The organism is Kitasatospora sp. GP30, from assembly GCF_029892145.1.
GTDB classification, from domain to species: Bacteria; Actinomycetota; Actinomycetes; order Streptomycetales; family Streptomycetaceae; genus Kitasatospora; species Kitasatospora acidiphila.
In genome coordinates, this window is record NZ_JARZAH010000004.1 from 1 (window position 1) to 21,742 (window position 21,742).

The 21,742-nt window shown below is 72.3% G+C and carries 21 protein-coding genes; 11 read left to right on the forward strand and 10 right to left on the reverse strand.

Annotated features, from left to right (window positions below; genetic code table 11):
• Window positions 1-49: 49 nt before the first annotated feature.
• The gene (locus P3T35_RS08010; RefSeq protein WP_180356732.1) at window positions 50-1,084 is read right to left on the reverse strand and encodes a 4-hydroxy-2-oxovalerate aldolase; all 1,035 of its coding nucleotides are present in this window, start codon (window positions 1,082-1,084) and stop codon (window positions 50-52) included.
• 307 nt (window positions 1,085-1,391) lie between these two features.
• Between P3T35_RS08010 and P3T35_RS08015 the strand changes: the two genes are divergently transcribed.
• The 4 genes from P3T35_RS08015 (at window position 1,392) to P3T35_RS08030 (ending at window position 5,029) form a co-directional block, all read left to right on the forward strand.
• Window positions 1,392-2,294: a phytanoyl-CoA dioxygenase family protein gene (locus P3T35_RS08015; protein WP_101383626.1), complete on the forward strand. Its 903-nt coding sequence runs from the start codon at window positions 1,392-1,394 to the stop codon at window positions 2,292-2,294.
• Window positions 2,295-2,410: 116 nt separating this feature from the next.
• Window positions 2,411-3,202 (forward strand): alpha/beta fold hydrolase, encoded by a 792-nt coding sequence (locus P3T35_RS08020; protein WP_180356733.1) that lies wholly within the window; start codon window positions 2,411-2,413, stop codon window positions 3,200-3,202.
• The gene (locus tag P3T35_RS08025) at window positions 3,199-4,320 is read left to right on the forward strand and encodes a histidinol-phosphate transaminase (protein ID WP_101383628.1); all 1,122 of its coding nucleotides are present in this window, start codon (window positions 3,199-3,201) and stop codon (window positions 4,318-4,320) included. Before P3T35_RS08020 ends, P3T35_RS08025 begins: the two co-directional genes overlap by 4 nt.
• Window positions 4,321-4,384: 64 nt before the next feature.
• Window positions 4,385-5,029 carry a LysE family translocator gene (locus P3T35_RS08030; RefSeq protein WP_101383629.1) on the forward strand — a complete coding sequence of 215 codons (645 nt, stop codon included), beginning with the start codon at window positions 4,385-4,387 and terminating at the stop codon, window positions 5,027-5,029.
• A gap of 44 nt (window positions 5,030-5,073) precedes the next feature.
• Here P3T35_RS08030 and P3T35_RS08035 read toward each other — a convergent pair whose 3' ends face one another.
• A complete protein-coding gene (locus P3T35_RS08035; RefSeq protein ID WP_101383630.1) occupies window positions 5,074-6,489 on the reverse strand; it encodes an MFS transporter in 1,416 nt (471 codons plus the stop codon).
• A gap of 97 nt (window positions 6,490-6,586) precedes the next feature.
• On the opposite strand from P3T35_RS08035, the gene P3T35_RS08040 reads away from it, so the two are divergent.
• Both P3T35_RS08040 and gcl read left to right on the forward strand, forming a co-directional pair.
• A complete protein-coding gene (locus P3T35_RS08040; protein ID WP_101383631.1) occupies window positions 6,587-7,204 on the forward strand; it encodes a TetR/AcrR family transcriptional regulator in 618 nt (205 codons plus the stop codon).
• A gap of 186 nt (window positions 7,205-7,390) precedes the next feature.
• Complete coding sequence (gene gcl, locus P3T35_RS08045; RefSeq protein ID WP_101383632.1) at window positions 7,391-9,214, forward strand: glyoxylate carboligase; 1,824 nt, start codon at window positions 7,391-7,393, stop codon at window positions 9,212-9,214.
• A 39-nt stretch (window positions 9,215-9,253) separates the two neighbouring features.
• On the opposite strand, the gene P3T35_RS08050 is transcribed toward gcl, so the two are convergent.
• From P3T35_RS08050 to P3T35_RS08080, 7 genes are all read right to left on the reverse strand, one after another.
• The gene (locus tag P3T35_RS08050) at window positions 9,254-10,906 is read right to left on the reverse strand and encodes an MFS transporter (protein ID WP_218976737.1); all 1,653 of its coding nucleotides are present in this window, start codon (window positions 10,904-10,906) and stop codon (window positions 9,254-9,256) included.
• Between the two features lie 188 nt (window positions 10,907-11,094).
• The gene (locus P3T35_RS08055; protein ID WP_101383633.1) at window positions 11,095-12,477 is read right to left on the reverse strand and encodes an 8-oxoguanine deaminase; all 1,383 of its coding nucleotides are present in this window, start codon (window positions 12,475-12,477) and stop codon (window positions 11,095-11,097) included.
• 69 nt (window positions 12,478-12,546) lie between these two features.
• The gene (pucL, locus tag P3T35_RS08060) at window positions 12,547-13,458 is read right to left on the reverse strand and encodes a factor-independent urate hydroxylase (protein WP_101383634.1); all 912 of its coding nucleotides are present in this window, start codon (window positions 13,456-13,458) and stop codon (window positions 12,547-12,549) included.
• A 17-nt stretch (window positions 13,459-13,475) separates the two neighbouring features.
• Window positions 13,476-13,811 carry a hydroxyisourate hydrolase gene (gene uraH / locus P3T35_RS08065; RefSeq protein WP_101383635.1) on the reverse strand — a complete coding sequence of 112 codons (336 nt, stop codon included), beginning with the start codon at window positions 13,809-13,811 and terminating at the stop codon, window positions 13,476-13,478.
• A gap of 58 nt (window positions 13,812-13,869) precedes the next feature.
• Window positions 13,870-14,397: a 2-oxo-4-hydroxy-4-carboxy-5-ureidoimidazoline decarboxylase gene (uraD, locus tag P3T35_RS08070; protein ID WP_101383636.1), complete on the reverse strand. Its 528-nt coding sequence runs from the start codon at window positions 14,395-14,397 to the stop codon at window positions 13,870-13,872.
• Between the two features lie 84 nt (window positions 14,398-14,481).
• Window positions 14,482-14,847, reverse strand: coding sequence for a helix-turn-helix domain-containing protein (locus P3T35_RS08075; protein ID WP_101383637.1), 366 nt, complete (start codon window positions 14,845-14,847; stop codon window positions 14,482-14,484).
• Complete coding sequence (locus P3T35_RS08080; protein WP_280704813.1) at window positions 14,844-15,104, reverse strand: thiamine-binding protein; 261 nt, start codon at window positions 15,102-15,104, stop codon at window positions 14,844-14,846. The genes P3T35_RS08075 and P3T35_RS08080 overlap by 4 nt, the downstream gene beginning before the upstream one ends.
• A gap of 162 nt (window positions 15,105-15,266) precedes the next feature.
• Here P3T35_RS08080 and P3T35_RS08085 point away from each other — a divergent pair, with 162 nt between their 5' ends.
• The 5 genes from P3T35_RS08085 to alc all read left to right on the forward strand — a co-directional run bounded on the left by P3T35_RS08085 (window position 15,267) and on the right by alc (window position 20,975).
• The gene (locus P3T35_RS08085; RefSeq protein WP_101383639.1) at window positions 15,267-16,118 is read left to right on the forward strand and encodes a TIM barrel protein; all 852 of its coding nucleotides are present in this window, start codon (window positions 15,267-15,269) and stop codon (window positions 16,116-16,118) included.
• Between the two features lie 48 nt (window positions 16,119-16,166).
• Window positions 16,167-17,039: a 2-hydroxy-3-oxopropionate reductase gene (locus P3T35_RS08090; protein ID WP_101383640.1), complete on the forward strand. Its 873-nt coding sequence runs from the start codon at window positions 16,167-16,169 to the stop codon at window positions 17,037-17,039.
• Window positions 17,040-17,174: 135 nt separating this feature from the next.
• On the forward strand, window positions 17,175-18,320 hold the full coding sequence (locus P3T35_RS08095) for a glycerate kinase (protein WP_101383641.1): 1,146 nt from the start codon (window positions 17,175-17,177) through the stop codon (window positions 18,318-18,320).
• 102 nt (window positions 18,321-18,422) lie between these two features.
• Window positions 18,423-19,775, forward strand: coding sequence for an allantoinase AllB (gene allB / locus P3T35_RS08100; protein ID WP_101383642.1), 1,353 nt, complete (start codon window positions 18,423-18,425; stop codon window positions 19,773-19,775).
• A gap of 12 nt (window positions 19,776-19,787) precedes the next feature.
• On the forward strand, window positions 19,788-20,975 hold the full coding sequence (gene alc, locus P3T35_RS08105; RefSeq protein ID WP_101383643.1) for an allantoicase: 1,188 nt from the start codon (window positions 19,788-19,790) through the stop codon (window positions 20,973-20,975).
• 386 nt (window positions 20,976-21,361) lie between these two features.
• Here the strand turns inward: alc and P3T35_RS08110 are convergent, their stop codons facing one another.
• Complete coding sequence (locus P3T35_RS08110; protein ID WP_101383644.1) at window positions 21,362-21,733, reverse strand: phospholipase; 372 nt, start codon at window positions 21,731-21,733, stop codon at window positions 21,362-21,364.
• Between the last annotated feature and the right edge of the window lie 9 nt (window positions 21,734-21,742).

Here is a 21,742-nt window from a genome sequence, read left to right on the forward strand (position 1 = left end):
GGTCGGTGGCGGAGGGACCCCCTCCGCCACCGACCGCACGGCCGTGCGCCTACCGGGCGCTCAGCGCCGCGGCCACGTCCATCACCAGCGGCTCGGTCGGGTGGACCCGCTCGACGTCGGCAACGGCCGCCATCAGCTCGAAGACGTCGGTGCCGGTGGCCTCGGCGCAGCGGGTGATCAGCGGGAAGAAGCTGGAGTGGGTCTGGGTCAGCCCGCCGACCACCTGGTAGCTGCGGTCGTCGTGCAGCCGGGCCAGTGGCCGCACCGCGGTCTCGCTCAACTGCGCCAGCGCACGGTAGTCGTAGCCGCAGTCGGCTCCGCCGCCGTGCAGGATCGCGACGAAGGACTCGGTGACGGTGTTGCCCGCGCCGCGGCCGATGCCGTCCAGCGTGGTGTCGATGTAGCGCGCGCCGGCCCGGGCCGCCGCCAGCGCGTTGGCGTTGGCCAGGCCGAGGTTGTCGTGGCCGTGGAAGCCGAGCGGCACCTCCAGCTCGCGGCCGACCTGCTCGAAGAGCTCGGTGACCTCCCACGGCAGGAAGCCGCCCACCGAGTCGACCAGGTAGACCGACTCGGCACCGTACTTGGCGCACTGGGCGGCGGCGCCGGCGACCCCGTGCGGGTCGAGCACATTGGTCTTCATCAGGTTGACGAAGGTGCTCATGCCCAGCTCCCGGGCGAGGTCGATGAAGGCCTCGGCGGGGGCCACGTCGGTGATGTCCACGCCGATCCGGACGAACTGCATGCCCTGGTCGGCGGCCCGCTTCAGGTGCTCGAGCTCGGCGATCCCGGGGATGCAGAACATGCCCCAGCGGGCCGCTTGCAGGACCTCGGTCGCGATCTCGAAGCAGCGGTCGTCGTCGACCAGCATCGGCTTGGCCAGTGCCTCGGCCGCGTTGAGTCCGAGCCCGTGGCCCAGTTCGATGAGCCGGATTCCGGACTCCTCCAGTCCGGTCAGCACATTTCGGATGGTCTCCTCGGTGAAGCGGAAATCCACCGAGTAGCTGCCGTCCCGGAGCGTGCAGTCGAGGATTTCGACCGTGCCAGGAGCGGCGCTGCCTGCGGTTTCGTGCGAAACGCCTGTCATTGAGCACTCCAGAATTCGAGAAATCGCGGCGAGCGGAACGAAGAAGGGCTCGGGCCGGGCGGCACTCGTAGTCAACCAGCCCTGGAACAAGGGGGGTTCGGCCGTTCGGGCCCGAGGCAGCATCGACCTTGAGCCTATCCGTGAATTCGCCCGAGCGACCGGCACAATGACCGGCACAACGGCAGCCTGGAGGTGCCTCTCGGGTATGCCGGCGAAGCCTTGTCGGAACTGGTGGGGACTGCGAGACTCGACAGGGGAATGCGCTGCAATGCGACCGCAGATTGATGTTTCGAGAGAGAGTGGATCGATGGCCGACGTCCTGACCCAGAGCCAGCTCGACTCCTATCGGGAGCAGGGCTTCCTTGTTGTGGAAGGCATCATCGAAAGCAGTGTCGTGGACCGTGCGCGCGGCGTCGTCGACGCGCTGCTGGCCTCTTCGGAGCTCGGCAGCGTGGCGGAGACGGAGCCCGGCGACAGCTCCAAGGCCCGCCGCATCTGGGCGCCGACCAGCCGGGACAAGGTCTTCGGCGAGATGGCCGAGGACACCCGGCTGCTGGACGCCGTGTCCCAACTGATCGGGGAGAACCTGGTCCTGCAGTACTCCAAGTTGAACGTCAAGGCGCCGCGGGTGGGCAGCGTCGTCGACTGGCACCAGGACTTCGCCTACTACCCGCACAGCAACACCGACCTGGTGGCCGTGCTGATCTACCTGGACGACGCCACGCCGGAGAACGCCTGCCTGAAGGTGGCGGCCGGCTCGCACCGCGACGGGCTGCGCAGCCACGAGGTGGACGGCTACTTCGCCGGCAAGATCACCACGCTGGAGGGGGTCGGGGTGGACCCGGCCACCGTGGTGGACTGCGTCGGGAAGGCCGGCACCGCCGTCTTCCTGCACCCGCTGGTGGTGCACGCCTCGGAGCGGAACACCTCCGACCGCTACCGCCGCGCCTTCATCCCCGCCTACCGCGCGGCCGACGCCTTCCCGCTCTACTACGGCCCGCACGCCGCGCACAACGAGCCGACCGCGAAGCTGGTGCGCGGCGTGCCCTCGAAGACCGCGCGCGGCGAGGGCGGCGTGTGGCGGCTGCCGATCGCGGCGGCCGAGTTCAACTCGCTCTTCGAGATCCAGGAGGGCGCCCACCTGAAGGCCGACCGCAAGGCCACGACCGGCTACTTCTCCCACGAGGCGCCGGCGGACGACGAGAGCTGAGTGGGGGCCGCGCTCGGCCGAACTCGCCCGCCCACGGGCGAGTTCGGCCGAGTGGCCCTCGTAGGGTGGTCGGCGAGGCCGGTGGACGCCGGCCCAGGTCGACAAGGATGGACGCCGTGCCACACGCCATCACCGCGGACGGGACCCGCATCGCCTACCAGACCCAGGGCGCGGGCGCCCCGCTGCTGCTGCTCGCCGGCCAGGCGAACAACCACCACTGGTGGGACCAGGTCCGCGACGACTTCGACACCGCCCGCCGCACCATCACCCTCGACTACCGCGGCACCGGCGACAGCGACAAGCCCGAAGGGCCGTACAGCACCCAGGGCTTCGCCGAGGACGCCGTCGCGGTGCTGGACCACCTGGGCGTCGACCGGGCCGACGTCTACGGCACCTCGATGGGCGGGCGGGTCGCCCAGTGGCTGGCCGTCCGCCATCCGCAGCGGGTCCGCTCGCTGGTGCTCGGCTGCACGTCGCCCGGCGGCCCCAAGGCCTTCGAACGCGACGACAGCGTGCGCCGCGCACTCGCCTCTCCGGACCCGGCCGAGCGCCTGCACACCCTGCTCGACCTGATGTACACCCCGCAGTGGCTGGCCACCCACCCGGGACCGCACCGCACCCTCGGCGACCCGGCCATGCCGCCGCACGCCCGGCGCGCCCACCTGCGCGCCAGCAACGGGCACGACGCATGGGACGCGCTGGCGCAGATCCTCGCGCCCACCCTGGTGCTGCACGGCACCGACGACCGGTTCAACCCCACCGCCAACGCCGCCCTGCTCGCGGAGCGGATCCCCGGCGCGCAGGTCCGGCTGATCCCCGGCGCACGCCACGCGTACTTCGAGGAGTTCCGCGACCTGGCCGGCCCGCTCGTGCTGGACTTCCTGGACCGAAAGGTTTCCCCTGCATGACCCAGTCAGCCGACTCGTCACGGACCGCCGTCCTGCCGGTCCGGGACGAACTGCGCGGCCTGTCGCCCTACGGCGCGCCCGCCCTGGACGTCCCCGTCAGCCTGAACGTCAATGAGAACCCCTACCCGCTGCCCGAGCCGCTGGTCGAGCGGATCGCCGAGCGGGTGCGGGCGGCGGCCCGCGACCTCAACCGCTACCCGGACCGGGACGCCGTCGAGCTGCGCGCCGCGCTGGCCGCCTACCTGAACCGCAGCGGTGCGGCGGAGTTGACGTACCGTCAGATCTATCCGGCCAACGGCTCCAACGAGGTCATCCAGCTGCTGATGCAGGCCTTCGGCGGCCCCGGCCGCAGCGCGCTCGGCTTCGAACCCTCCTACCCCGTGCACCCGTTGATAGCCCGCGGTACCGGGACCGAGTGGATCGCGGTCGCGCGCGACGAGGAGTTCGGAGTGGACCCGACCGCGGCACGGGCGGCCATCGCCGAGCGGCGGCCGCACCTCGTCCTCCTCACGGCGCCGAACAACCCGACCGGCACGGCCCTTTCGGCCGAGCTGGTGCTGGACCTCTACGAGGCCGCGCAGCAGGCCCGGCCGTCCCTGGTGGTGGTCGACGAGGCGTACGCGGAGTTCTCCCACCACCCCTCGCTGCTGCCGCTGCTGCGGGACCGGCCGAACCTGGTGGTGACCCGCACCATGTCCAAGGCCTTCGGGGCCGCCGGACTGCGGGTCGGCTGCCTGGCCGCCGCTGAGGCGGTGGTGGACGCCGTGCAACTCGTCCGGCTGCCTTACCACTTGTCCTCGCTGACGCAGGCCGTCGCGCTCGCCGTGCTGGAGGACAGCGCCCAACTGCTGCGCCAGGTCGACCTGCTCAAGTCCGAACGGGACCGGGTCAGCGCGGAGCTGCGCGCGCTGGGCTTCCAGGTCACCGAATCCGACGCCAACTTCGTGCAGTTCGGCCGATTCGCCGAGCCGCGCCGTGCCTGGCAGGCGATCCTCGACCGGGGCGTGCTGATCCGCGACAGCGGGGTGCCGCAGCGGTTGCGGGCCTCGGTGGGGACGCCGGCGGAGAACGACTGCTTCCTCGACGCGGCCCGCGCGGTGCGCTCGTTGGCGCACTGACCGGTTCGTCCCGAGACGGCGGCTTCCAGGTCCGGCGGCCGCCCCCCTGTGAAAGGTCCTCAACGTGCCCACCCATCTGCCCGTCTTCCTCGTCACCACCTGGTTACTGGCCATGCTGCCGGGCGTGGGGCAGGCGCTGATGCTCCGCCAGGCCCTGGCCGGCGGGCTGCGGACGGCCTGGGCCACCATCGCGGGCAACGCCACCGGGCTGGTGCTCTGGTCCACCGCGGCCGCCGCCGGGCTCTCCGCCATCCTGCTGGCCAACCCCCGGATATACGCGGCGATCCGGATCATCGGGGGAGTCCTCCTGGTCGCCCTGGGGATCAGCACCCTGTACACGCGCCGCACGGCGCGCGGGCGGGCGGGCGAAGCGACCCCCACCGCGCCGAGCACCGAGGCCGGCCCGCGCACCGGGTTCTGGAAGGGCTACCTGCTGGGTCTGAGCACCAACCTGGGCAACCCCAAGGCGGGTGTCTTCGCGGTCTCCGTGCTGCCGCAGTTCGTGACCACCAACGGCCCGGTCCTGCTCTCCAGCCTTGCCCTCGGGGGGCTCTGGGCCATGGTGAACGCCACCTGGTACGTGCTGTTCACCTTCGCGGTCGGCCGGGGCCGGGCGCTGGTCTCCCGGCCGGCCGTCCAGCGCGGGCTCAGCGCGGTCACCGGGGTGGTGCTGATCGTGGTCGGCGCGGCCGTCGCCGCCGGTGCCTGAGGCGGCACCGGCGCACGTCCCGACAGGCCGCGCCGGCCGAGGTGTCAGGCCTTCCGGTGGCGGATCACCAGCGCCGCCACCAGCACGGCGGCCGCCGCCACCGCGGTGCCCAGGACGAAGGCCGCGTCGATGCCCTGCACCAGGCGGTGCGCCGCGCTGCCGGTGCCGTGCCGGCTGGTGTTGCTGAAGAGCGAGACCAGCACCGCCGTGCCCACCGTGCCGCCGGTCCACTGCAGGGTCTGCAGCAGCCCGGCCGCCGCGCCGGACCGGGCCGGTGTCACACCGCGCAGCACCAGTGCGCTCATCGGCATGAAGCTCATGCCGCCGCCCAGCCCGATCAGCACCAGCGGGCCCAGCAACTGGGCGGGGTAGCCGCCGTGTTCGGACAACTGGGTGAGCCAGACACCGCCGAGCACCACCAGCGCCGCGCCGGTGACCAGCACCGCCCGGATGTTGACGCGGGCCAGCGCCCGGGGCATCAGCCGCACGGTGGTGAACAGCACCAGGGTCATCGGCAGGAAGCCGAGCCCGGTGCGCAGCGCGCTGTAGCCCAGCACCTCCTGGAAGTAGAGGGTGAGCAGGAAGAAGAGCGGGAACATGCCGGCCGGGATCAGGAACATGTTGAGGTAGGCGCCGATCCGGCCCCGGTCGCGGAGGAACTCCAGTGGCAGCAGCGGCTGGCGGGCCTTCAACTCCACGGCCAGGAAGGCGGTCAGCAGCAGCGCGGCGGCGGTCAGCGTGGCCAGTGCCAGTGCGTCGGTCCAGCCGCGGTCGGCGGCCCGCAGCACGCCGTAGACCAGCACGGTGCTGCCCAGGGTGCCGGTGATCGCGCCGGCGACGTCGAACCGGCCGGGCTGCCGCTCCGGCTCCTGGATCACCCGGGGCGCGGCCAGTGCGACCACCACGCCGATCGGCACATTGATCAGCAGCGCCCAGCGCCAGGAGAACCAGCTGGTGAGCGCCCCGCCGAGCAGCATGCCGAGCGAGCCGCCCAGCCCGGCGCCGGCCGAGTAGAAGCTGAGCGCCCGGTTGCGGGCCGGGCCCTCGTCGAAGTTGACGGCGATCAGCGCCAGCACATTGGGCGTGCTCAGCGCCGCGCCGACGCCCTGCACGGCGCGGGCGGCGAGCAGCAGTCCGGCGTTGGGGGCCAGGCCGCCGAGCAGCGAGGCGACGGTGAACAGAGCGACACCCGCGCTGAACGCGCGGCGGCGGCCGAGCACATCGCCGACCCGGCTGCCGAGCAGCAGTAAGCCGCCGAAGGTCAGGGCGTAGGCGTTGGGTACCCAGGACAGCGCGGTGGCGCTGAAGTGCAGTTGGCGCTGCAGCGCGGGCAGGGCCACGCTCACCACGGTGGCGTCGAGGGCGATCAGCATGTAGGCGCCGAGCAGTACGGCCAGGGTGGCTCCTGAACCGCGGTCGGACACCGTGGCGGTGTTGGATACGGGGGCAAGGGTCGTCATGGGTCGGACTCCAGGGCAGAATAAGCGGAGGAAGTCTCCAGTTGACGGTCAGAAATATACGGAGACACTCTCCGTTTAGCAAGGAGGTACGTACGCCATGTCAGCTCCCGAGTCCGGCACGGCCGTTGACGTGGCGTCGGGCGTCGCGCCGGCGCGGCCGATGCGCGCCGACGCCCGACGCAACTACGAGCGGCTGGTGAGCGCGGCGGCGGAGGCGTTCGCCGAGCGCGGCGAGCGGGCCTCGATGGACGAGATCGCCAAGCGGGCCGGCGTCGGCGCGGGCACCCTCTACCGGCACTTCCCGGCCCGCGAGGACCTGGTGGCCGTGGTCTACCGGGGCGGCCTGGAGGAGACCTGCGCCAAGGGGCGGGCGCTGCTGGCCGAGCGCGAGCCGGGCGACGCGCTGTACGCCTGGCTGGAGGTGATGGCACTGCACTGGCGGGCCATCGGAGAGCTGCGGACCCTGATGAGCGCCGTCTTCGCGGAGCGAGGCGACCTCAAGGAGAGCTGCCACGACCTGATCTTCGGCATGGCCGACGAGCTCATCGACGACGCCAAGGCGGCCGGGACGGTGCGCGGCGATCTGACCGCGCCGGAGGCGCTGCGACTGGTGCACGCCACCGTGGTGGCCTGCGAGTCCAAGCCGGGCACCGTGGAGGTCGCGCTGGAGCGGATGCTGGAGCTGGTCACGGACGGGCTGCGCCCCCGCGACTGAGCCGTGCCGGGAGGGCGTTCGCCCTCCCGGGTTCCGCACACTCATTGAGTCCGTATGCGAATCAACGACTTGTTGAATTCGGCCCCCGGAAGCCTTGACGCCCCAACTGGCCGCCGCCTACCGTGATTCCGCATAACAGAACTGAGCTTCCGCGATGTGGAATCGAGTAGGAGCAGGAGTCAGCCGATGCCTCGAATGACAGCCGCCCGCGCGGCAGTTGAGATCCTCAAGCGCGAAGGAGTCGAGGTCGCGTTCGGGGTGCCGGGCGCCGCGATCAACCCGTTCTACAAGGCGATCAAGGAGGGCGGCGGGATCCGGCACACCCTGGCCCGGCACGTCGAGGGCGCCTCCCACATGGCCGAGGGCTACACCCGGGCCAAGGCCGGCAACATCGGGGTCTGCATCGGCACCTCGGGACCGGCCGGCACCGACATGATCACCGGCCTCTACTCGGCGATCGCCGACTCCGTTCCGATCCTGTGCATCACCGGCCAGGCGCCGGTCGCCAAGCTGCACAAGGAGGACTTCCAGGCGGTCGACATCGCCGCCATCGCCCGGCCCGTCACCAAGGCCGCCACCACCGTGCTGGAGGCGGCCCAGGTCCCCGGGGTGTTCCAGCAGGCCTTCCACCTGATGCGGTCCGGCCGTCCGGGCCCGGTGCTGATCGACCTGCCGATCGACGTCCAGCAGACCGAGATCGACTTCGATCCCGACACCTACCACCCGCTGCCCGTCCACCGGCCGACCGCCACCCGGCCCCAGGCCGAGCGGGCGCTGTCCTACCTGCTGGCGTCCGAGCGCCCGCTGATCGTGGCCGGTGGCGGCATCATCAACGCCGACGCGGCCGACCTGCTGGTCGAGTTCGCCGAACTGACCGGCACCCCGGTGATCCCCACCCTGATGGGCTGGGGCGCCATCCCCGACGACCACGAGCTCAACGCCGGCATGGTGGGCGTCCAGACCGCGCACCGCTACGGCAACGCCAACTTCCTCGCCGCGGACTTCGTGCTCGGCATCGGCAACCGCTGGGCCAACCGCCACACCGGCTACCGGCTGGACGTCTACACCGAGGGCCGCACCTTCGTCCACGTCGACATCGACCCCACCCAGATCGGCCGGATCTTCGCCCCCGCCTTCGGCATCGCCTCCGACGCCAGGGCCGCGCTGGAGCTGTTCATCGAGGTGGCCGAGGAGCTCAAGGCCGCCGGGCGGCTGCCGGACCGCGCCGACTGGATCGCAAAGACCCAGGAGCGCAAGGCCACCCTGCTGCGCCGCACCCACTTCGACGACGTGCCGATGAAGCCGCAGCGGGTCTACGAGGAGATGAACAAGGCCTTCGGTCCGGACACCCGCTACGTCACCACCATCGGCCTGTCCCAGATCGCCGGTGCCCAACTGCTGCACGTCTACCGGCCGCGCCACTGGATCAACTGCGGCCAGGCCGGGCCGCTCGGCTGGACCATCCCGGCCGCGCTCGGCGTCGCCACCGCGGACCCGGCGAGCCCGGTGGTCGCGCTCTCCGGCGACTACGACTTCCAGTTCATGCTGGAGGAGCTCGCGGTCGGAGCCCAGCACCGGATCCCCTACATCCATGTGCTGGTGAACAACGCCTACCTGGGCCTGATCCGGCAGGCGCAACTCGGCCTGGACATCGACTTCCAGGTCAACCTGGAGTTCGAGAACATCAACGCGCCCGAGCTGGGCGGCTACGGCGTCGACCACGTCAAGGTGGTCGAGGGGCTGGGCTGCAAGGCGATCCGGGTCACCGACCCCGGCGAGCTGGGTGCCGCCTTCGAGACAGCCAAGAAGCTGGCCGCCGAACACCGGGTGCCGGTGGTGGTCGAGGCGATCCTGGAGCGGGTCACCAACATCTCGATGAGCCCGACCGCCGACATCGCGCAGGTCGTCGAGTGGGAGGAGTTGGCCACCGAGCCCGGCCACGCGCCCACCGCCATCAAGACGTTGAAGGGACAGCCGCTCCCAAGACACCGAGGGCCCGTCGGACGGTGATGTCCAACGGGCCCCCAGGGCCTGATTTCTGATGCTCCGTCAGGAGTTGCAGGGATTGCCCCGGCCGAGCCCGTAGTCGCCGCTGATCCGGTAGGTGCCGGGAGTCGGCGCATAGAGCTCCGTCCAGTCGCCCGACTGGCGCAGGCAGCCGTGGTTGCTGTCGAGGTGCCCCACGCCCAGCCACGGCGACCACGGCACCTTCAGCCGCACCGTGCCGCCGACCGGCATGTCGACGGTCATCGAAGCCGCACCCGCGTGCTCCACCACGGCCGGCGGATCGGCCAGCGGGGTGGCGTCGGCCACCTGGTAGACCGTCCAGGCGCCGTGCTGCCAGACCTGCTTCAGCCAGGGCTGGCCGGCCCGGATCAGCGCCGCCTCATCGGTCGCGCCGTTGTCCGGCTTGTCCGAGGAGAGCGCCACATAGCCGACCCCCCACTGCCGCAGCCAGCCGTGGTAGTCGTCGGCGGTGAGCTTCTTGGTGGCGTAGAACAGCGGGTTGCGGGTGACGTCCGCCTGCCGGTTCCAGCCGCGCGCCAGGTCGACGTACGGCGCCACCCCGCTGGCCTCCCAGTGCGAGGAGAGCGGCACCACCTCGACCCGGCCGCGGTCGGCGCCCAGCTGCTGCAGCTCGTTGATCAGCGCACCGCCGTCCCGGGCCGCCGGGGCCTTCGGCGCCGTCGCCAGCAGGTCGCCGATGGTCCGGCCGGTGATCCAACCGGCCACCGACAGGAAGGCGATCAGCGTCAGCGCCGCCCGCTTGCGGCTCTGCGCGCTGCTGGTCAGCGCGGCCAGCAGCGCGGTGCCCGCGAACAGCAGGCTGAGCCGCTCCACATTGCTGCCCACCGGCGACGGGATCAGGAAGACCAGCACCGTGCCGATCACATAGACGATCCCGGCCCGGCGCACCGCCGCCCACTCGCGCGGCACCAGCAGGATCACCGCCAGCGCCGCCGCCACCACCAGCACCATGTTGTGGAACGAGAACGGCTGCACCCCGCTGAACGGGAAGAGCAGCGTGGTCGCGCCGACCACCACCGCGGGCGCCAGGAGGAGCGGGTAGCTGTCCCGCCGCCGCCCGGTCAGGAACAGGCCGGCCGCCGCGACCTCAAGGAACACGCCCACCACCGGGCTGCTCATGGTGCCCAGTGCGGCCAGCACGAAGAGCAGGGTGCCGCGCAGTCGCGGGCCGGCGCAGGTGAAGGCGACCACAGTGGCGGCCAGGCCGAAGGCCAGCCCCAGCGCGAAGGTCACCCGGCCCGAGGCCACGTCGCACCAGAGCGCGAAGGCCGTGAACAGCGCCGGCCACATCGGCCGGGACACGCCCGACCGGGTGAGCAGCAGGGCACCGAAACCCGCACTGGCGATGCCGGCCAGCGCCCCCGTGGTCCGCACCCCGAGGAAGCTCATCAGATAGGGCGACAGCACGCTGTAGGACGCGATGTGCATCCCGCCGTACCAGGACAGGTTGTAGGCCGAGTCCGGATGCTGCCGGGCGAAGTCGGTCCAGGCGTACTGGGCGGACAGATCGCCCGCGTCATTGGCCAGCCAGAACACCCAGACCAGATGGAGCAGGGCGGACAGCACGGTCGCGGCGACCACCGGGTGGCGCGGGGCCGCCCGCAGAGTCCGGCGCAGCGAACTGCGCAGTGCGGGCAGCCGGGCGGCGGGAATCGCCGATCCCACGGTGGACATAGCGGATCTCTCTCGAAGTCGAGTGTTTCGACCCAATAACTTACGTGGTGATGCCGCGCGGCCACGCCGCGGCCCCGGACCCTCGCCGTGGGTCCGGGGCCGCGGTCCGCCCGCCGTGAGAGGGCGGCGGACGGAGTCCGGGTCACGCACCGTCCCTGGGCGGCCCGGAGTCTGGGGGTCCGCGCAGGTCAGCCGCGTGCGGTCAGCTCCTGGGCGGCGCGGGCGCAGGTCAGCGCGATCCGGTCCTCGTCCGCCGTGGTCAGCCGGCCCCGCTCGACGACCGCGTTGCCGTTGACGAACAGCACCGACAGCGGCGGCAGTGCGCCGAGGACCAGGGCGGCGACCGGGTCGGCGATCGAGGAGTGCATGATCCCGTCAACCTTCCAGAGCGCCAGGTCGGCCAGCTTGCCGGCCTCGATCGAGCCGATCTCGTGCCGGCGGCCGAGCAGCCGGGCGCCGCCCATGGTGCCCAGGCGCAGTGCGCCGCGGGCGGTCAGCGCGTCCGGCCGGCCGTGCAGGCGGTTGATCAGCAGGGCGTTGCGCAGCTCGGTGCCCAGCTCGCCGGACTCGTTGGAGGCGGTGCCGTCCACGCCCAGGCCGACCGGGACGCCGGCTCTGATCATGTCGGGCACCCGGGCGATGCCGGCCGCCAGCCGGGCGTTGGAGGACGGGCAGTGCGCCACGCCGGTGCCGGTCTCGGCGAACTTGGCGATGTCGGAGTCGTCCATGTGCACGCAGTGCGCCATCCAGACGTCCTCGCCGAGCCAGCCGGTGGACTCGAAGTAGTCGGTCGGGCCCATTCCGAACCGCTCCTTGCAGAACTGCTCCTCCTCGGCGGTCTCCGAGCCGTGGGTGTGCAGCCGCACGCCCTTGCGGCGAGCGAGCACGGCGGACTCGCGCAGCAGCTCGGTGGAGACCGAGAACGGCGAGCAGGGGGCGAGCGCGATCTGCAGCATCGAGCCGAACGAGGAGTCGTGCCAGCGGTCCACGGCGGCCTCGCTGGCGCTGAGGATCTCGTCGGTCCCCTCCACGGCGTGGTCCGGCGGCAGCCCGCCGTCCCTGCGGCCGCGGTCCATCGAGCCGCGCAGCGCGGTGAAGCGCAGGCCGAGCCGCTGGACGGCCTCGATCGAGGCGCCCAGGACGTCACCGGCGCCGCGCGGGAAGACGTAGTGGTGATCGCTCGCGGTGGTGCAGCCGGACTTCAGCAGCGCGGCGGCCGAGCCCAGCGAGGCGGCGTGCACCAACCGGTCGTCGATCCGGGCCCAGGTCGGGTAGAGCGCGACCAGCCAGTCGAACAGGATGTCGTCCTGGGCCAGGCCGCGGGTGATCCACTGGTAGAAGTGGTGGTGGGTGTTGACCAGCCCGGGGGTGACCAGGTGGCCCGCGCCGTCGATCCGGCGCACCACGCCGTCCAGCCACTGCGGGGCCGGGCCGTCGCCGACCGACTCGATCAGATTCCCGTTGAGCACCACGTGCCCGCGGGCGTACTCGGTGTCATCGGCGTCGACGGTGGCTATCGCCGCGTTCTCGATCACGACCCGCTGGCCGGCGGGCGGCGGTTGGACTGCCATGTGGGGGACTCCTCGCTGGACTCTCGCTGGGCTGGCGCTGCGCTCTCGCTGGGGCTCGCGCTCGGCTCTCTAGCGCACCGAAATGGCGGGGGTCACGCCGTCGCGGTGCACGGTGCCCTCGATCAAGCCGTACATCCGGTCGGCGGCGTAGTACACCTCGTTGTCGTTGGTCAGGCCGAACGGCTCCAGGTCGACCAGGAAGTGGTGCTTGTTCGGCAGCTCCAGGCGGACCTCGTCCACCTCGGCGCGGTTGTCGAGCACCCGGGTGCCCATCGCGTGCAGGGTCTGCTGCAGCGAGTAGGAGTAGGTCTCGGCGAAGGCCTCCAGCAGGTGGCGGCGGACCTGCCGGTAGCTGCGGTCCCAGTCGGGCTGGTCCTGGCCGTCGGCACCGGAGTAGGAGTACCGCCAGCGAGCGGTGACCTGGGTGGCCAGGATCCGGTCGTAGGCCTCCCGCAGGGTGGTGTACCCGTCCTTGATGAAGCCCCAGAACTCCGAGTCGGTGGTGTTCATCACGACCAGGTCCTGCAGGCCGGAGATCACCTGGACCCGCTCGCCGTCGAACACCACCTCGGTGGTGCGGACTTCACCGCCGTCGCGGACGAAGGAGTGGCCGGCCTCGCCGGTACCGCTGGAACTGGCGGGGGTCTCGATCCGGTTCCAGGCGTACTCCTCGATCCGGATCCGGGCGCTGTGCACCACACCGCGCTCGGTCGCGCTGACGAAGTGGCGGGCCAGCAGGATGCCGAACGCCTCGGCCGACTCGATGCCGTACTGCTTGGCGAAGGCGAAGACGGTGTTCTTGGTGGTGTCGGTGGGCAGGCAGTTGGCGTTCGACCCGGTGAGGTGAACGTCCGCGAACTCGCCCTGGAGGGCCACCGACACATTGAGGTCCTTGATCGAGTGCCGGGTGCCGTCCCGCTGGACGCGGACGATCCGGTTCTCGGCCTTGCCGTACTGGTTCTGACCGAGCACGTGGGCCATGGTCGGCTCCTTGGTGTCTAGCTTCCGCGATAGACGGAATATCCGAAGGGATTCAGCAGCAGCGGCACGTGGTAGTGCGGCTGCGCGGGCGCGACCGTGAAGACGATCGTGACCTCGGGGAAGAACGGCGTCCCGGTCGACGAGCGCGCGTAGTACGCCGCGGTGTCGAAGGTCAGCCGGACGACCGAGCCCGCCTCCACGGCCGGCAGGTCCTTGACCCGGCCGTCGGAGTCCGTGGCGGAGGTGCCGAGCACCGTCCAGCCACCCCCGGTGCTGAGCGCCAGCTCGACCGGGACGCCCTCGGCCGGGCGGCCCAGGCTGGTGTCGAGCACATGCGTGGAGATGCCGGTCATGGCGTGAACGACCTTAGCTAGTGCTTGATGTGACGAGAGGTCAGAAATCGACGGTAGCTCAGCTGGTCTCGTTCAGAAGCCGGTTGAGGCGGATGTCGTTGATCTTGCGCAGTTCGCCGCGCACGACCTGTGCCTCGGCGGCCGGAGTGTGCGGGTAGCGCTCGCGCAGGGCGGCGAGCATGCTGTCCGCGGTGCGGTCGGTGGCGCAGATCAGGAAGACGTGGCCGAACTTCGCCTCGTAGGCGGTGTTGGCCCGGTCGAGTTCGTCGAGCAGCGCGCGGTCCGCGCCGCGGATGCCGGCCTGCTCGCGCTCGGAGGCGGCGTCGCCCGGCCTGGGCGTGCCGATCCGGGCGTGGCCGGCCATCGCCTCCGCCAGGTCGGCGGTGCTCAGGGCGGCGGTGGCCGCCGCGTTGGCGGCCAGCAGGGCGGCCCGGTCGGACCAGGGGCGGGTGGCCGTGACCGCGGCGGCCCAGCGGGTGCTGGTGCAGATCTCCAGCAGGAGCCCCAGCAGTTCGGCGGGCTCGGCGGTGGCGAGCGCCTTCAGGGCGCCGGGTGGGTCACCTGAGGTGTGGGGGTGGTTGGTCACGAGTGGACCTCCTGGGGAGTGGTGCCACTCGCACAAGGTAGATCCACCACCCCCGACCGTCAACACTTTGTTGAAGCTTGCCGATCAGGCCTGACGATTCAAGTAGTTGTACACCGTGAAGCGGCTGACGCCCAGCGCGGCCGCCACCGTCTCCACGCCGTGGCGGACGGTGAAGGCACCGCGCTCCTCCAGCAGGGCCACCACACGCTGCTTCTCCTGTCGGTCCAGCTCGCTGAGCGGCCGGCTGCCGAACTGGCGGGTCGTCTCGGCCAGCAGTCGGTCCAGCGCACTGCTCAGGTGCGGCAGTCGGACGGCGACCGCCGGGACGCCCTCCCACTCCAGGACCACATCGTCGGGCCGGGCCTCGGCCGGGTCCAGCGGGGTGGCGCCGACGGCGTCCAGCAGCGGCTTGATCGCCGCGGCGAGCGGATGCTCCTGGGCGTCGGTCACGGCGCGTCCACCTCCTCGCCGGCCGGCAGCACGCTCACCTGGAACGAGATCCGGTTGGCGCCGGCCTCCAGGCTGTCGTGCAGCAGTCGAGTGACCGCGGCCATGACCCGCTCGGCCTCGCCCGTGGCGCTGGTGCCGAACGGGCCGACCGTGACCTCCAGGCCGGCCTCGTCCACCACCCGGCGGGCGGCGGCCGCGTGGTCCGGGAAGGCGTCCAGTTCAAACGGTTCTGTCGTGAATTCCACCATCAATCGCACGCGTTCACTGTAGCGAGCGGCGGGTCCGGGGGAAGCCGGTGCGCACTGCCGCCTTCAACAAAGTGTTGCAGAAGCCTTGACAGTGCTTCGGGCGGACATGGCAAGCTTCCGGTGAGCAGAAACCAACTTTCGTATTGCGGAATTTGAGTGAGAGAGAGGGATATGGCCGCCGCCTCCGCGTTCGCGTCCATCGGCGGACGCGCCACCGTCAACCTGTCGATCCTGTTCGCCGAACTACCGCTGCTGGAACGCCCCGCCGCAGCGGCCGCCGCCGGATTCACCAGCGCCGAGCTGTGGTGGCCGTTCGGCACCCAGGCCGTCCCGAGCGAGGCCCAACTCGACGCGCTGCGCACCGCGTTCAAGGACGCCGGGCTGCGCCTCAGCGGCCTGAACCTGCTGGACGACCTGTCGGCGGGCGCCAAGGGCACCGTCTCGCTGCCGGCCGCGAGCGAGCGTTTCCGGGCGAACCTCCCGGTGGCCGCGGCGCTGGCCGAGTCACTGGGCGCCGGCGCGCTGAACGCCCTCTACGGCAACCGGATCGCCGGATCCGACCCGGCCGCCCAGGACCAACTCGCCCTGCAGAACCTCACCTTGGCGGCCCGGGCCGCCCACTCGATCGGTGCCGTGCTGCTGATCGAGGCCCTCAACCGCGATGACGCACCCGACTACCCGCTGCACACCGCCGCCGGCGCCGTCGCCGTGGTCGACCGGATCAACGCCGCCACCGGGCTCGGCAACGCCAAGTTCCTCTGCGACCTCTACCACCTGTCGGTCAACGGCGAGCAGTTGGAAGCCGTGATCGACACCCATGCGGACCGGATCGGCCATGTGCAGATCGCCGACAACCCCGGCCGCCACCAGCCGGGCACCGGCTCGCTCGACCTCGCCGCGCTGCTCGACCGGCTGACCGCGGCCGGCTACAGCGGCCCGATCGGCCTGGAGTACCGGCCCGCCGCGGGGGTCAGCGCCGACAGCTTCGACTGGCTGCCGCGCGAGCTGCGCGCCGCGCGCTGACGGCCCTCTTTCCTACCGAAGGCCCCTTTCGATCCAAGGAGTGGCACGATGAGTCGCAGGATCGCCTTCATCGGCCTCGGCATCATGGGCAGCCCGATGGCCGCCAACCTGGTCAAGGCCGGCCACCACGTCACCGGCTACAACCTGACCCGGCCCCAGATCGACGCCCTGGTGGCGGCGGGCGGCCATGGTGCCGGCAGCATCGCCGAGGCGGTGCGGGAGGCCGAGGTCGTCATCACCATGGTCCCGGCCGACCCGCAGGTCGAGGAGGTCATCCTCGGTGCGGGCGGCGTGCTGGAGCATGCCAAGCCCGGCACCCTGGTGATCGACATGTCCTCGATCACCCCGCAGACCTCCGGCAAGGTCGAGGTCGCGGCCAGGGCGAAAGGCATCCGCACCCTGGACGCCCCGGTCTCCGGCGGCGAGGCAGCGCTGTCGATCATGGTCGGCGGTGCGGCCGAGGACTTCGCCGAGGCCAAGCCGCTCCTCGACGCCCTGGGCACCACGGTCGTCCATGTCGGCCCGGCCGGCGCCGGGCAGACCGTCAAGGCGGCCAACCAGCTGATCGTCGCGGTCAACATCCAGGTGCTGGCCGAGGCCGTGGTCTTCCTGGAGAACACGGGCGTCGACCTGGCGGCCGCGCTGGAGGTGCTCGGCGGCGGCCTGGCCGGCTCCACGGTGCTCAACCGCAAGAAGGCCAACATGCTCGGCCGCGAGTTCACGCCCGGCTTCCGGATCGACCTGCACCACAAGGACATGGGCATCGTGACCGCCGCCGCCCGCGCCGTCGGGGCACCGCTGCCGCTCGGCGCGGTGGCCGCCCAACTGGTCGCCTCGGCCCGGGCCAACGGCGACGGCTCGCTGGACCACTCGGCGCTGCTGCGCGGCGTGGAGCGACTGGCCGGGCGCGACCCGCGCTGACCTCGACTCCTCCTGGTGGCGTGTACCTGTCCGGTCGTGCCCGCGCCACCAGGAGGGCACCACCTGCGAAGCCGGCCACCCGGCCCGTCGCAAGATGGACCGCAGCATCGGTCCGACCCGGAAGTGAGCCGCCGAATGTCCGTCACCCCCGTCCAGGGCCATGTGGTCGTCGCCCCCGACAAGTTCAAGGGCACCCTGACCGCCGCCGAGGCCGCCGCCCGGCTGGCCGCGGGCATCCACCGGGTGGCGCCCGGCGTCGAGGTCCGCCAACTCCCGGTCGCGGACGGCGGCGAGGGCACCCTGGACGCCGCCTTGGCGGCCGGATTCACCCGGATCCCGGCCAAGGTGTCCGGCCCCACCGGGCTGCCGGTGGACGCCGCCTTCGCGCTCCGGGGCGACCTCGCCGTGATCGAGCTGGCCCAGGCCGCCGGCCTGGCCCGGCTGCCCGGCTGCCGCACCGCACCGCTGGCCGCCGGCACCTACGGGGTGGGCCGGCTGATCGGACGGGCCATCGGCGCCGGCGCCCGGCGGATCGTGCTGGGCCTGGGCGGCAGCGCCAGCACCGACGGCGGGGCCGGTCTGGTGCAGGCGCTCGGCGTCGGCCTCTACGACGAGGACGGCGCCGAACTCCCCCCAGGCGGTGCGGCCCTGCGCCGGCTGCACCGCCTGGAACCCGGCTCACTGGCGGACACCCTGAGCGGGGTGGAGATCACCGTCGCCTGCGATGTCGACAACCCGCTGCTCGGCCCGCGCGGAGCCACCGCCGTCTACGCCCCGCAGAAGGGCGCGGAGGGCGTCGAACTCGCCCTATTGGAGGCCGGGTTGACGCACTGGGCCGACGTGGTCCGGGAGACCACGGGCCGCGAGGTGCGCGACGCACCCGGCGCCGGAGCCGCCGGCGGGGTCGGCTTCGCCGCCCTGGCGCTGCTCGGTGCCACCATGCGACCCGGCATCGAGCTGCTGCTCGACCTGCTGGGGTTCGACGAGGCCGTGCGCGGGGCGCGGCTCGTCGTGACCGGCGAGGGCTGCCTTGACGAGCAGACACTGCACGGCAAGGCGCCCGCCGGAGTCGCCGCGGCGGCCACCAGGGCGGGGGTCCCGGTGGCCGCGGTGGCGGGCCGCGTCGACCTGCCCGAGAGCGCCTGGCGCCGGGCCGGCTTCATCGCCGCCTACGCCCTCGGCGACCTGGCCGAACAGCCCGGCGACAGCCTGACCAGGGCTGCCGAGCTGGCCGAACGCGCGGGGGAGCGGCTGGCCGGGGAGCTGCTGGCGCGGGCCTGAAGTAGGCCGGAATCCCGGCGCGTTGATGCATTGACGTTTTGTTGAAGGCGGACCTAGGCTCCCAGCCGATCCCACCGCGGCAACCCTTCCCGGAGGTTCGTGATGCAGCAGTCGAGTGCGGTGATCCGTTCCCGCCGCGTGGTCCTCCCGGACGGCGAGCGGCCGGCCGACGTACTGATCCGGGACGGCCGGATCGAGCGGCTCGGAGCTTACGGTTCGCTCACGGGTGCCGAACTCACCGACCTCGGAGACACCGCCCTGCTGCCCGGCCTGGTCGACACCCACGTGCACGTCAACGAGCCGGGACGCACCGAGTGGGAGGGCTTCGCCACCGCGACCCGGGCCGCCGCCGCCGGCGGCGTCACCACCATCATCGACATGCCGCTCAACTCCATACCGCCCACCACCACGGTGGCCGGCCTGGCCGCCAAACGCCGCGCGGCCCACGGGCAGACCTGGGTGGACCTGGGCTTCTGGGGAGGCGCCGTCCCCGGCAACACCGCCGAACTCCAGGGCCTGCACGAGGAGGGGGCGTTCGGCTTCAAGAGCTTCCTGTCACCGTCAGGGGTGGACGAGTTCGGGCACCTCGGCCCGGCCGAGCTCACCGGGGCGCTCACCGAGCAGGCCCGGCTCGGCGCCCTGGCGATCATCCACGCCGAGGACCCCGACGAACTGGCCTCGGCACCCCAGCTGCCCGGCAGCCACTACCGCGACTTCCTGGCCTCCCGCCCCGCAAGCGCCGAATCCGCCGCCGTGGCACGGCTGCTGGCCACCGCCCGGCGAACCGGGGCCCGGGTGCACATCCTGCACGTCTCCTCGGCCGACGTGCTGCCACTGCTCGCCCGGGCCCGGGCTGACGGCGTGCGGGTGACCGCCGAGACCTGCCCGCACTACCTGACCCTGGCCGCCGAGGAGATACCGGACGGCGACACCGCCTACAAGTGCTGCCCGCCGATCCGCGACGAGGCCAACCGGGACCGGCTCTGGGCGGCCCTGGCCAACGGGGAGTTCATCGGCATCGTCTCCGACCACTCGCCCGCCACCAGTGAACTGAAGCTCCGTCAGGAGGACGGCGGCAGCGGCGACTTCGCCAAGGCCTGGGGCGGCATAGCCTCGCTGCAGCTCGGCCTGCCGGCGATCTGGACCGAGGCCCGCCGACGCGGCCACCAACTGGCCGACGTGGTCCGCTGGATGGCCGCCGGACCGGCCGAACTGGTCGGCCTCACCGGCACCAAGGGCGGCATCGCGGTGGGCTGCGACGCCGACCTGGTGGCCTTCGACCCGGAGGGCAGCTTCACCGTCGACCCGGCCGGCCTGCAGCACCGCAACCCCGTCACACCCTATGCGGGCCGCACCCTCACCGGCATCGTGCGCACCACCTGGCTGCGCGGCCGACGGGTCGACGTTGCTGCCGAGCCGTTCGGCCGGCAGCTGCGCCGACCTCAACTGAGTTGAAGGAGCCATGTTATGACTGATCGTCAGATTCCGACCTTCACCGAACTGGTCAACCTCGCCTCCCGGCTGCTCGGCGCCGGGGTGGTCGCCACCAACGAGGACACCTTCGCCGACGCCGAACACCTGCTGCTCGCCGAGCCCGCCGAGTTCCGCCCGCACACCTTCGGACTCAAGGGCCAGATCATGGACGGCTGGGAGTCCCGGCGCCGGCGCGGCCGCAGCGCCGAACAGCCGCACCCCACCGACGAGGACCACGACTGGGCCATCGTCCGCCTCGGTGCCGCCGGCCGGATCCACGGCGTGATCGTGGACACCGCGCACTTCACCGGCAACTACCCGGAGAGCGGCTCGGTGCAGGCCGCCTCGATACCCGGCCACCCGTCCCCCGAGGAGGTGGCGGCCGCCGCATGGACCGACCTCGTGCCCCGCACCCCGCTGCGCGGCGACACCGCCCACGAGTTCGCGGTCACCGACCCCACCCGCTACACCCATGTGCGGCTCAACATCTGGCCGGACGGCGGCGTCGCCCGGCTGCGGGTGCACGGCGAGGTGCTGCCCGACCCGCGCGACCTGGCCGGCCTCACCTTCGACCTGGCCGCCCAGGAGCACGGCGGGGTGGCCGAGGCCGCCTCCGACCGCTACTTCTCCTCCCCGCACAACCTCAACGCTCCCGGCCGCGCCACCGTCATGGGCGAGGGCTGGGAGACCCGGCGTCGGCGTGACAAGGCCAACGACTGGGTGCGGATCGCCCTGGCCGGGGGCGGTGAGGTCCTGGCCGTCGAAGTGGACACCAGCCACTTCGTCGCCAACGCCCCCGGCTGGGCCGACCTGCTGGGGTACGACGCCACCGGCGGCGGCGATCCGGCCACCGACCCCGAGGGCTGGTTCGAGATCCTGCCGCGCACCCGACTGCAGCCCGACACCCGGCACCGGCTGCGGCTGTCCGGCGCCCGCCCCGCCACCCATGTGCGGCTGGGCGTCTACCCGGACGGCGGCATCGCCCGGCTGCGCCTCACCGGCCGGCTCACCGAGGCCGGGCGGGCGAGCCTGGCCCTGCGCTGGTTCAACGCGCTGCCCGCCGCCGAGGCCACCGCGGCGCTGGTCGCGGCCGGGCTCACCGACGCCGAGGCCGCCGCCCTGACCGCAGCCCGCCCACTGACCGGCGCCGCCGACCTCCCGGCCGCACTGCTGGGCGGCTGATCCGACTGCCCGTCGGGTCCCGATGAGCCGCCCGGGGCCGCGACTCGGGTGTGGCCGATGCGGCCCGGGGCGTGGGCGTCTTCCCGTGGTGGCACAGTTGCCTGCCCGTCGAGTCTCTGGTGACCTATCGCGGGCCGCGACCTGGGTGTGGCCGATGCCGCCCGAGCCCCGAGGCCTGGGCGCCGGGCATGGCGTGCTGCCACGGCGGTACAGGTGCCTGTCCGTCGGATTTCCGGTGGGCTGCCGCGGGCCGCGACCTGGGTGTGGCCGATGCCGCCCGAGCCCCGAGGCCTGGGCGCCGGGCATGGCGTGCTGCCGCGGTGGCACGGTCGCCCGCGCCGGGCGGCCCCGGCCCCTTCGCAGGGCCGGGGCCGCCCGGTCGGTGCTCACGCCTGCGCGGTGACGGCTCCGCCCGACGCGTGCGCGCTCCCCGACTGCCAGCGGTACTCGCTCACCTGGCCGCCGTGGACGGCGACCCGGGCCTCGACGAGCCCGCCGGTGCGCCAGATCAGGTAGTCCCCCTCGGGAAGGGGGGAGATGACCGCGCAGTGGACGGTGCGGCCGGCCAGATGGCGCGGGCGCACCGCCGCGTGGGTCCGAGCCGCGGCGCCCCCGGCGAGGCTGACCTCGATCTCCAGGCCGTCCTCGGCCGGGCTCGTGTGGATGATCAGGGCGCCGAGGGTGCCGCCGATCTCCAGGACGACGCTGCCCTCCCGCGAGGGTGCGGGAAGCGGCGGGTGCGAGTGGGAATGCGGCATGGCGTGCTG

Coding starts and splice junctions, on each gene's coding strand:
- P3T35_RS08010 (WP_180356732.1), bottom strand. CDS start 1,084: ATGACAGGCGTTTCGCACGAAACCGCAGGCAGCGCCGCTCCTGGCACG.
- P3T35_RS08015 (WP_101383626.1), top strand. CDS start 1,392: ATGGCCGACGTCCTGACCCAGAGCCAGCTCGACTCCTATCGGGAGCAG.
- P3T35_RS08025 (WP_101383628.1), top strand. CDS start 3,199: ATGACCCAGTCAGCCGACTCGTCACGGACCGCCGTCCTGCCGGTCCGG.
- P3T35_RS08035 (WP_101383630.1), bottom strand. CDS start 6,489: ATGACGACCCTTGCCCCCGTATCCAACACCGCCACGGTGTCCGACCGC.
- P3T35_RS08040 (WP_101383631.1), top strand. CDS start 6,587: ATGTCAGCTCCCGAGTCCGGCACGGCCGTTGACGTGGCGTCGGGCGTC.
- gcl (WP_101383632.1), top strand. CDS start 7,391: ATGCCTCGAATGACAGCCGCCCGCGCGGCAGTTGAGATCCTCAAGCGC.
- P3T35_RS08050 (WP_218976737.1), bottom strand. CDS start 10,906: ATGTCCACCGTGGGATCGGCGATTCCCGCCGCCCGGCTGCCCGCACTG.
- P3T35_RS08055 (WP_101383633.1), bottom strand. CDS start 12,477: ATGGCAGTCCAACCGCCGCCCGCCGGCCAGCGGGTCGTGATCGAGAAC.
- pucL (WP_101383634.1), bottom strand. CDS start 13,458: ATGGCCCACGTGCTCGGTCAGAACCAGTACGGCAAGGCCGAGAACCGG.
- uraH (WP_101383635.1), bottom strand. CDS start 13,811: ATGACCGGCATCTCCACGCATGTGCTCGACACCAGCCTGGGCCGCCCG.
- P3T35_RS08085 (WP_101383639.1), top strand. CDS start 15,267: ATGGCCGCCGCCTCCGCGTTCGCGTCCATCGGCGGACGCGCCACCGTC.
- P3T35_RS08090 (WP_101383640.1), top strand. CDS start 16,167: ATGAGTCGCAGGATCGCCTTCATCGGCCTCGGCATCATGGGCAGCCCG.
- P3T35_RS08095 (WP_101383641.1), top strand. CDS start 17,175: ATGTCCGTCACCCCCGTCCAGGGCCATGTGGTCGTCGCCCCCGACAAG.
- allB (WP_101383642.1), top strand. CDS start 18,423: ATGCAGCAGTCGAGTGCGGTGATCCGTTCCCGCCGCGTGGTCCTCCCG.
- alc (WP_101383643.1), top strand. CDS start 19,788: ATGACTGATCGTCAGATTCCGACCTTCACCGAACTGGTCAACCTCGCC.
- P3T35_RS08110 (WP_101383644.1), bottom strand. CDS start 21,733: ATGCCGCATTCCCACTCGCACCCGCCGCTTCCCGCACCCTCGCGGGAG.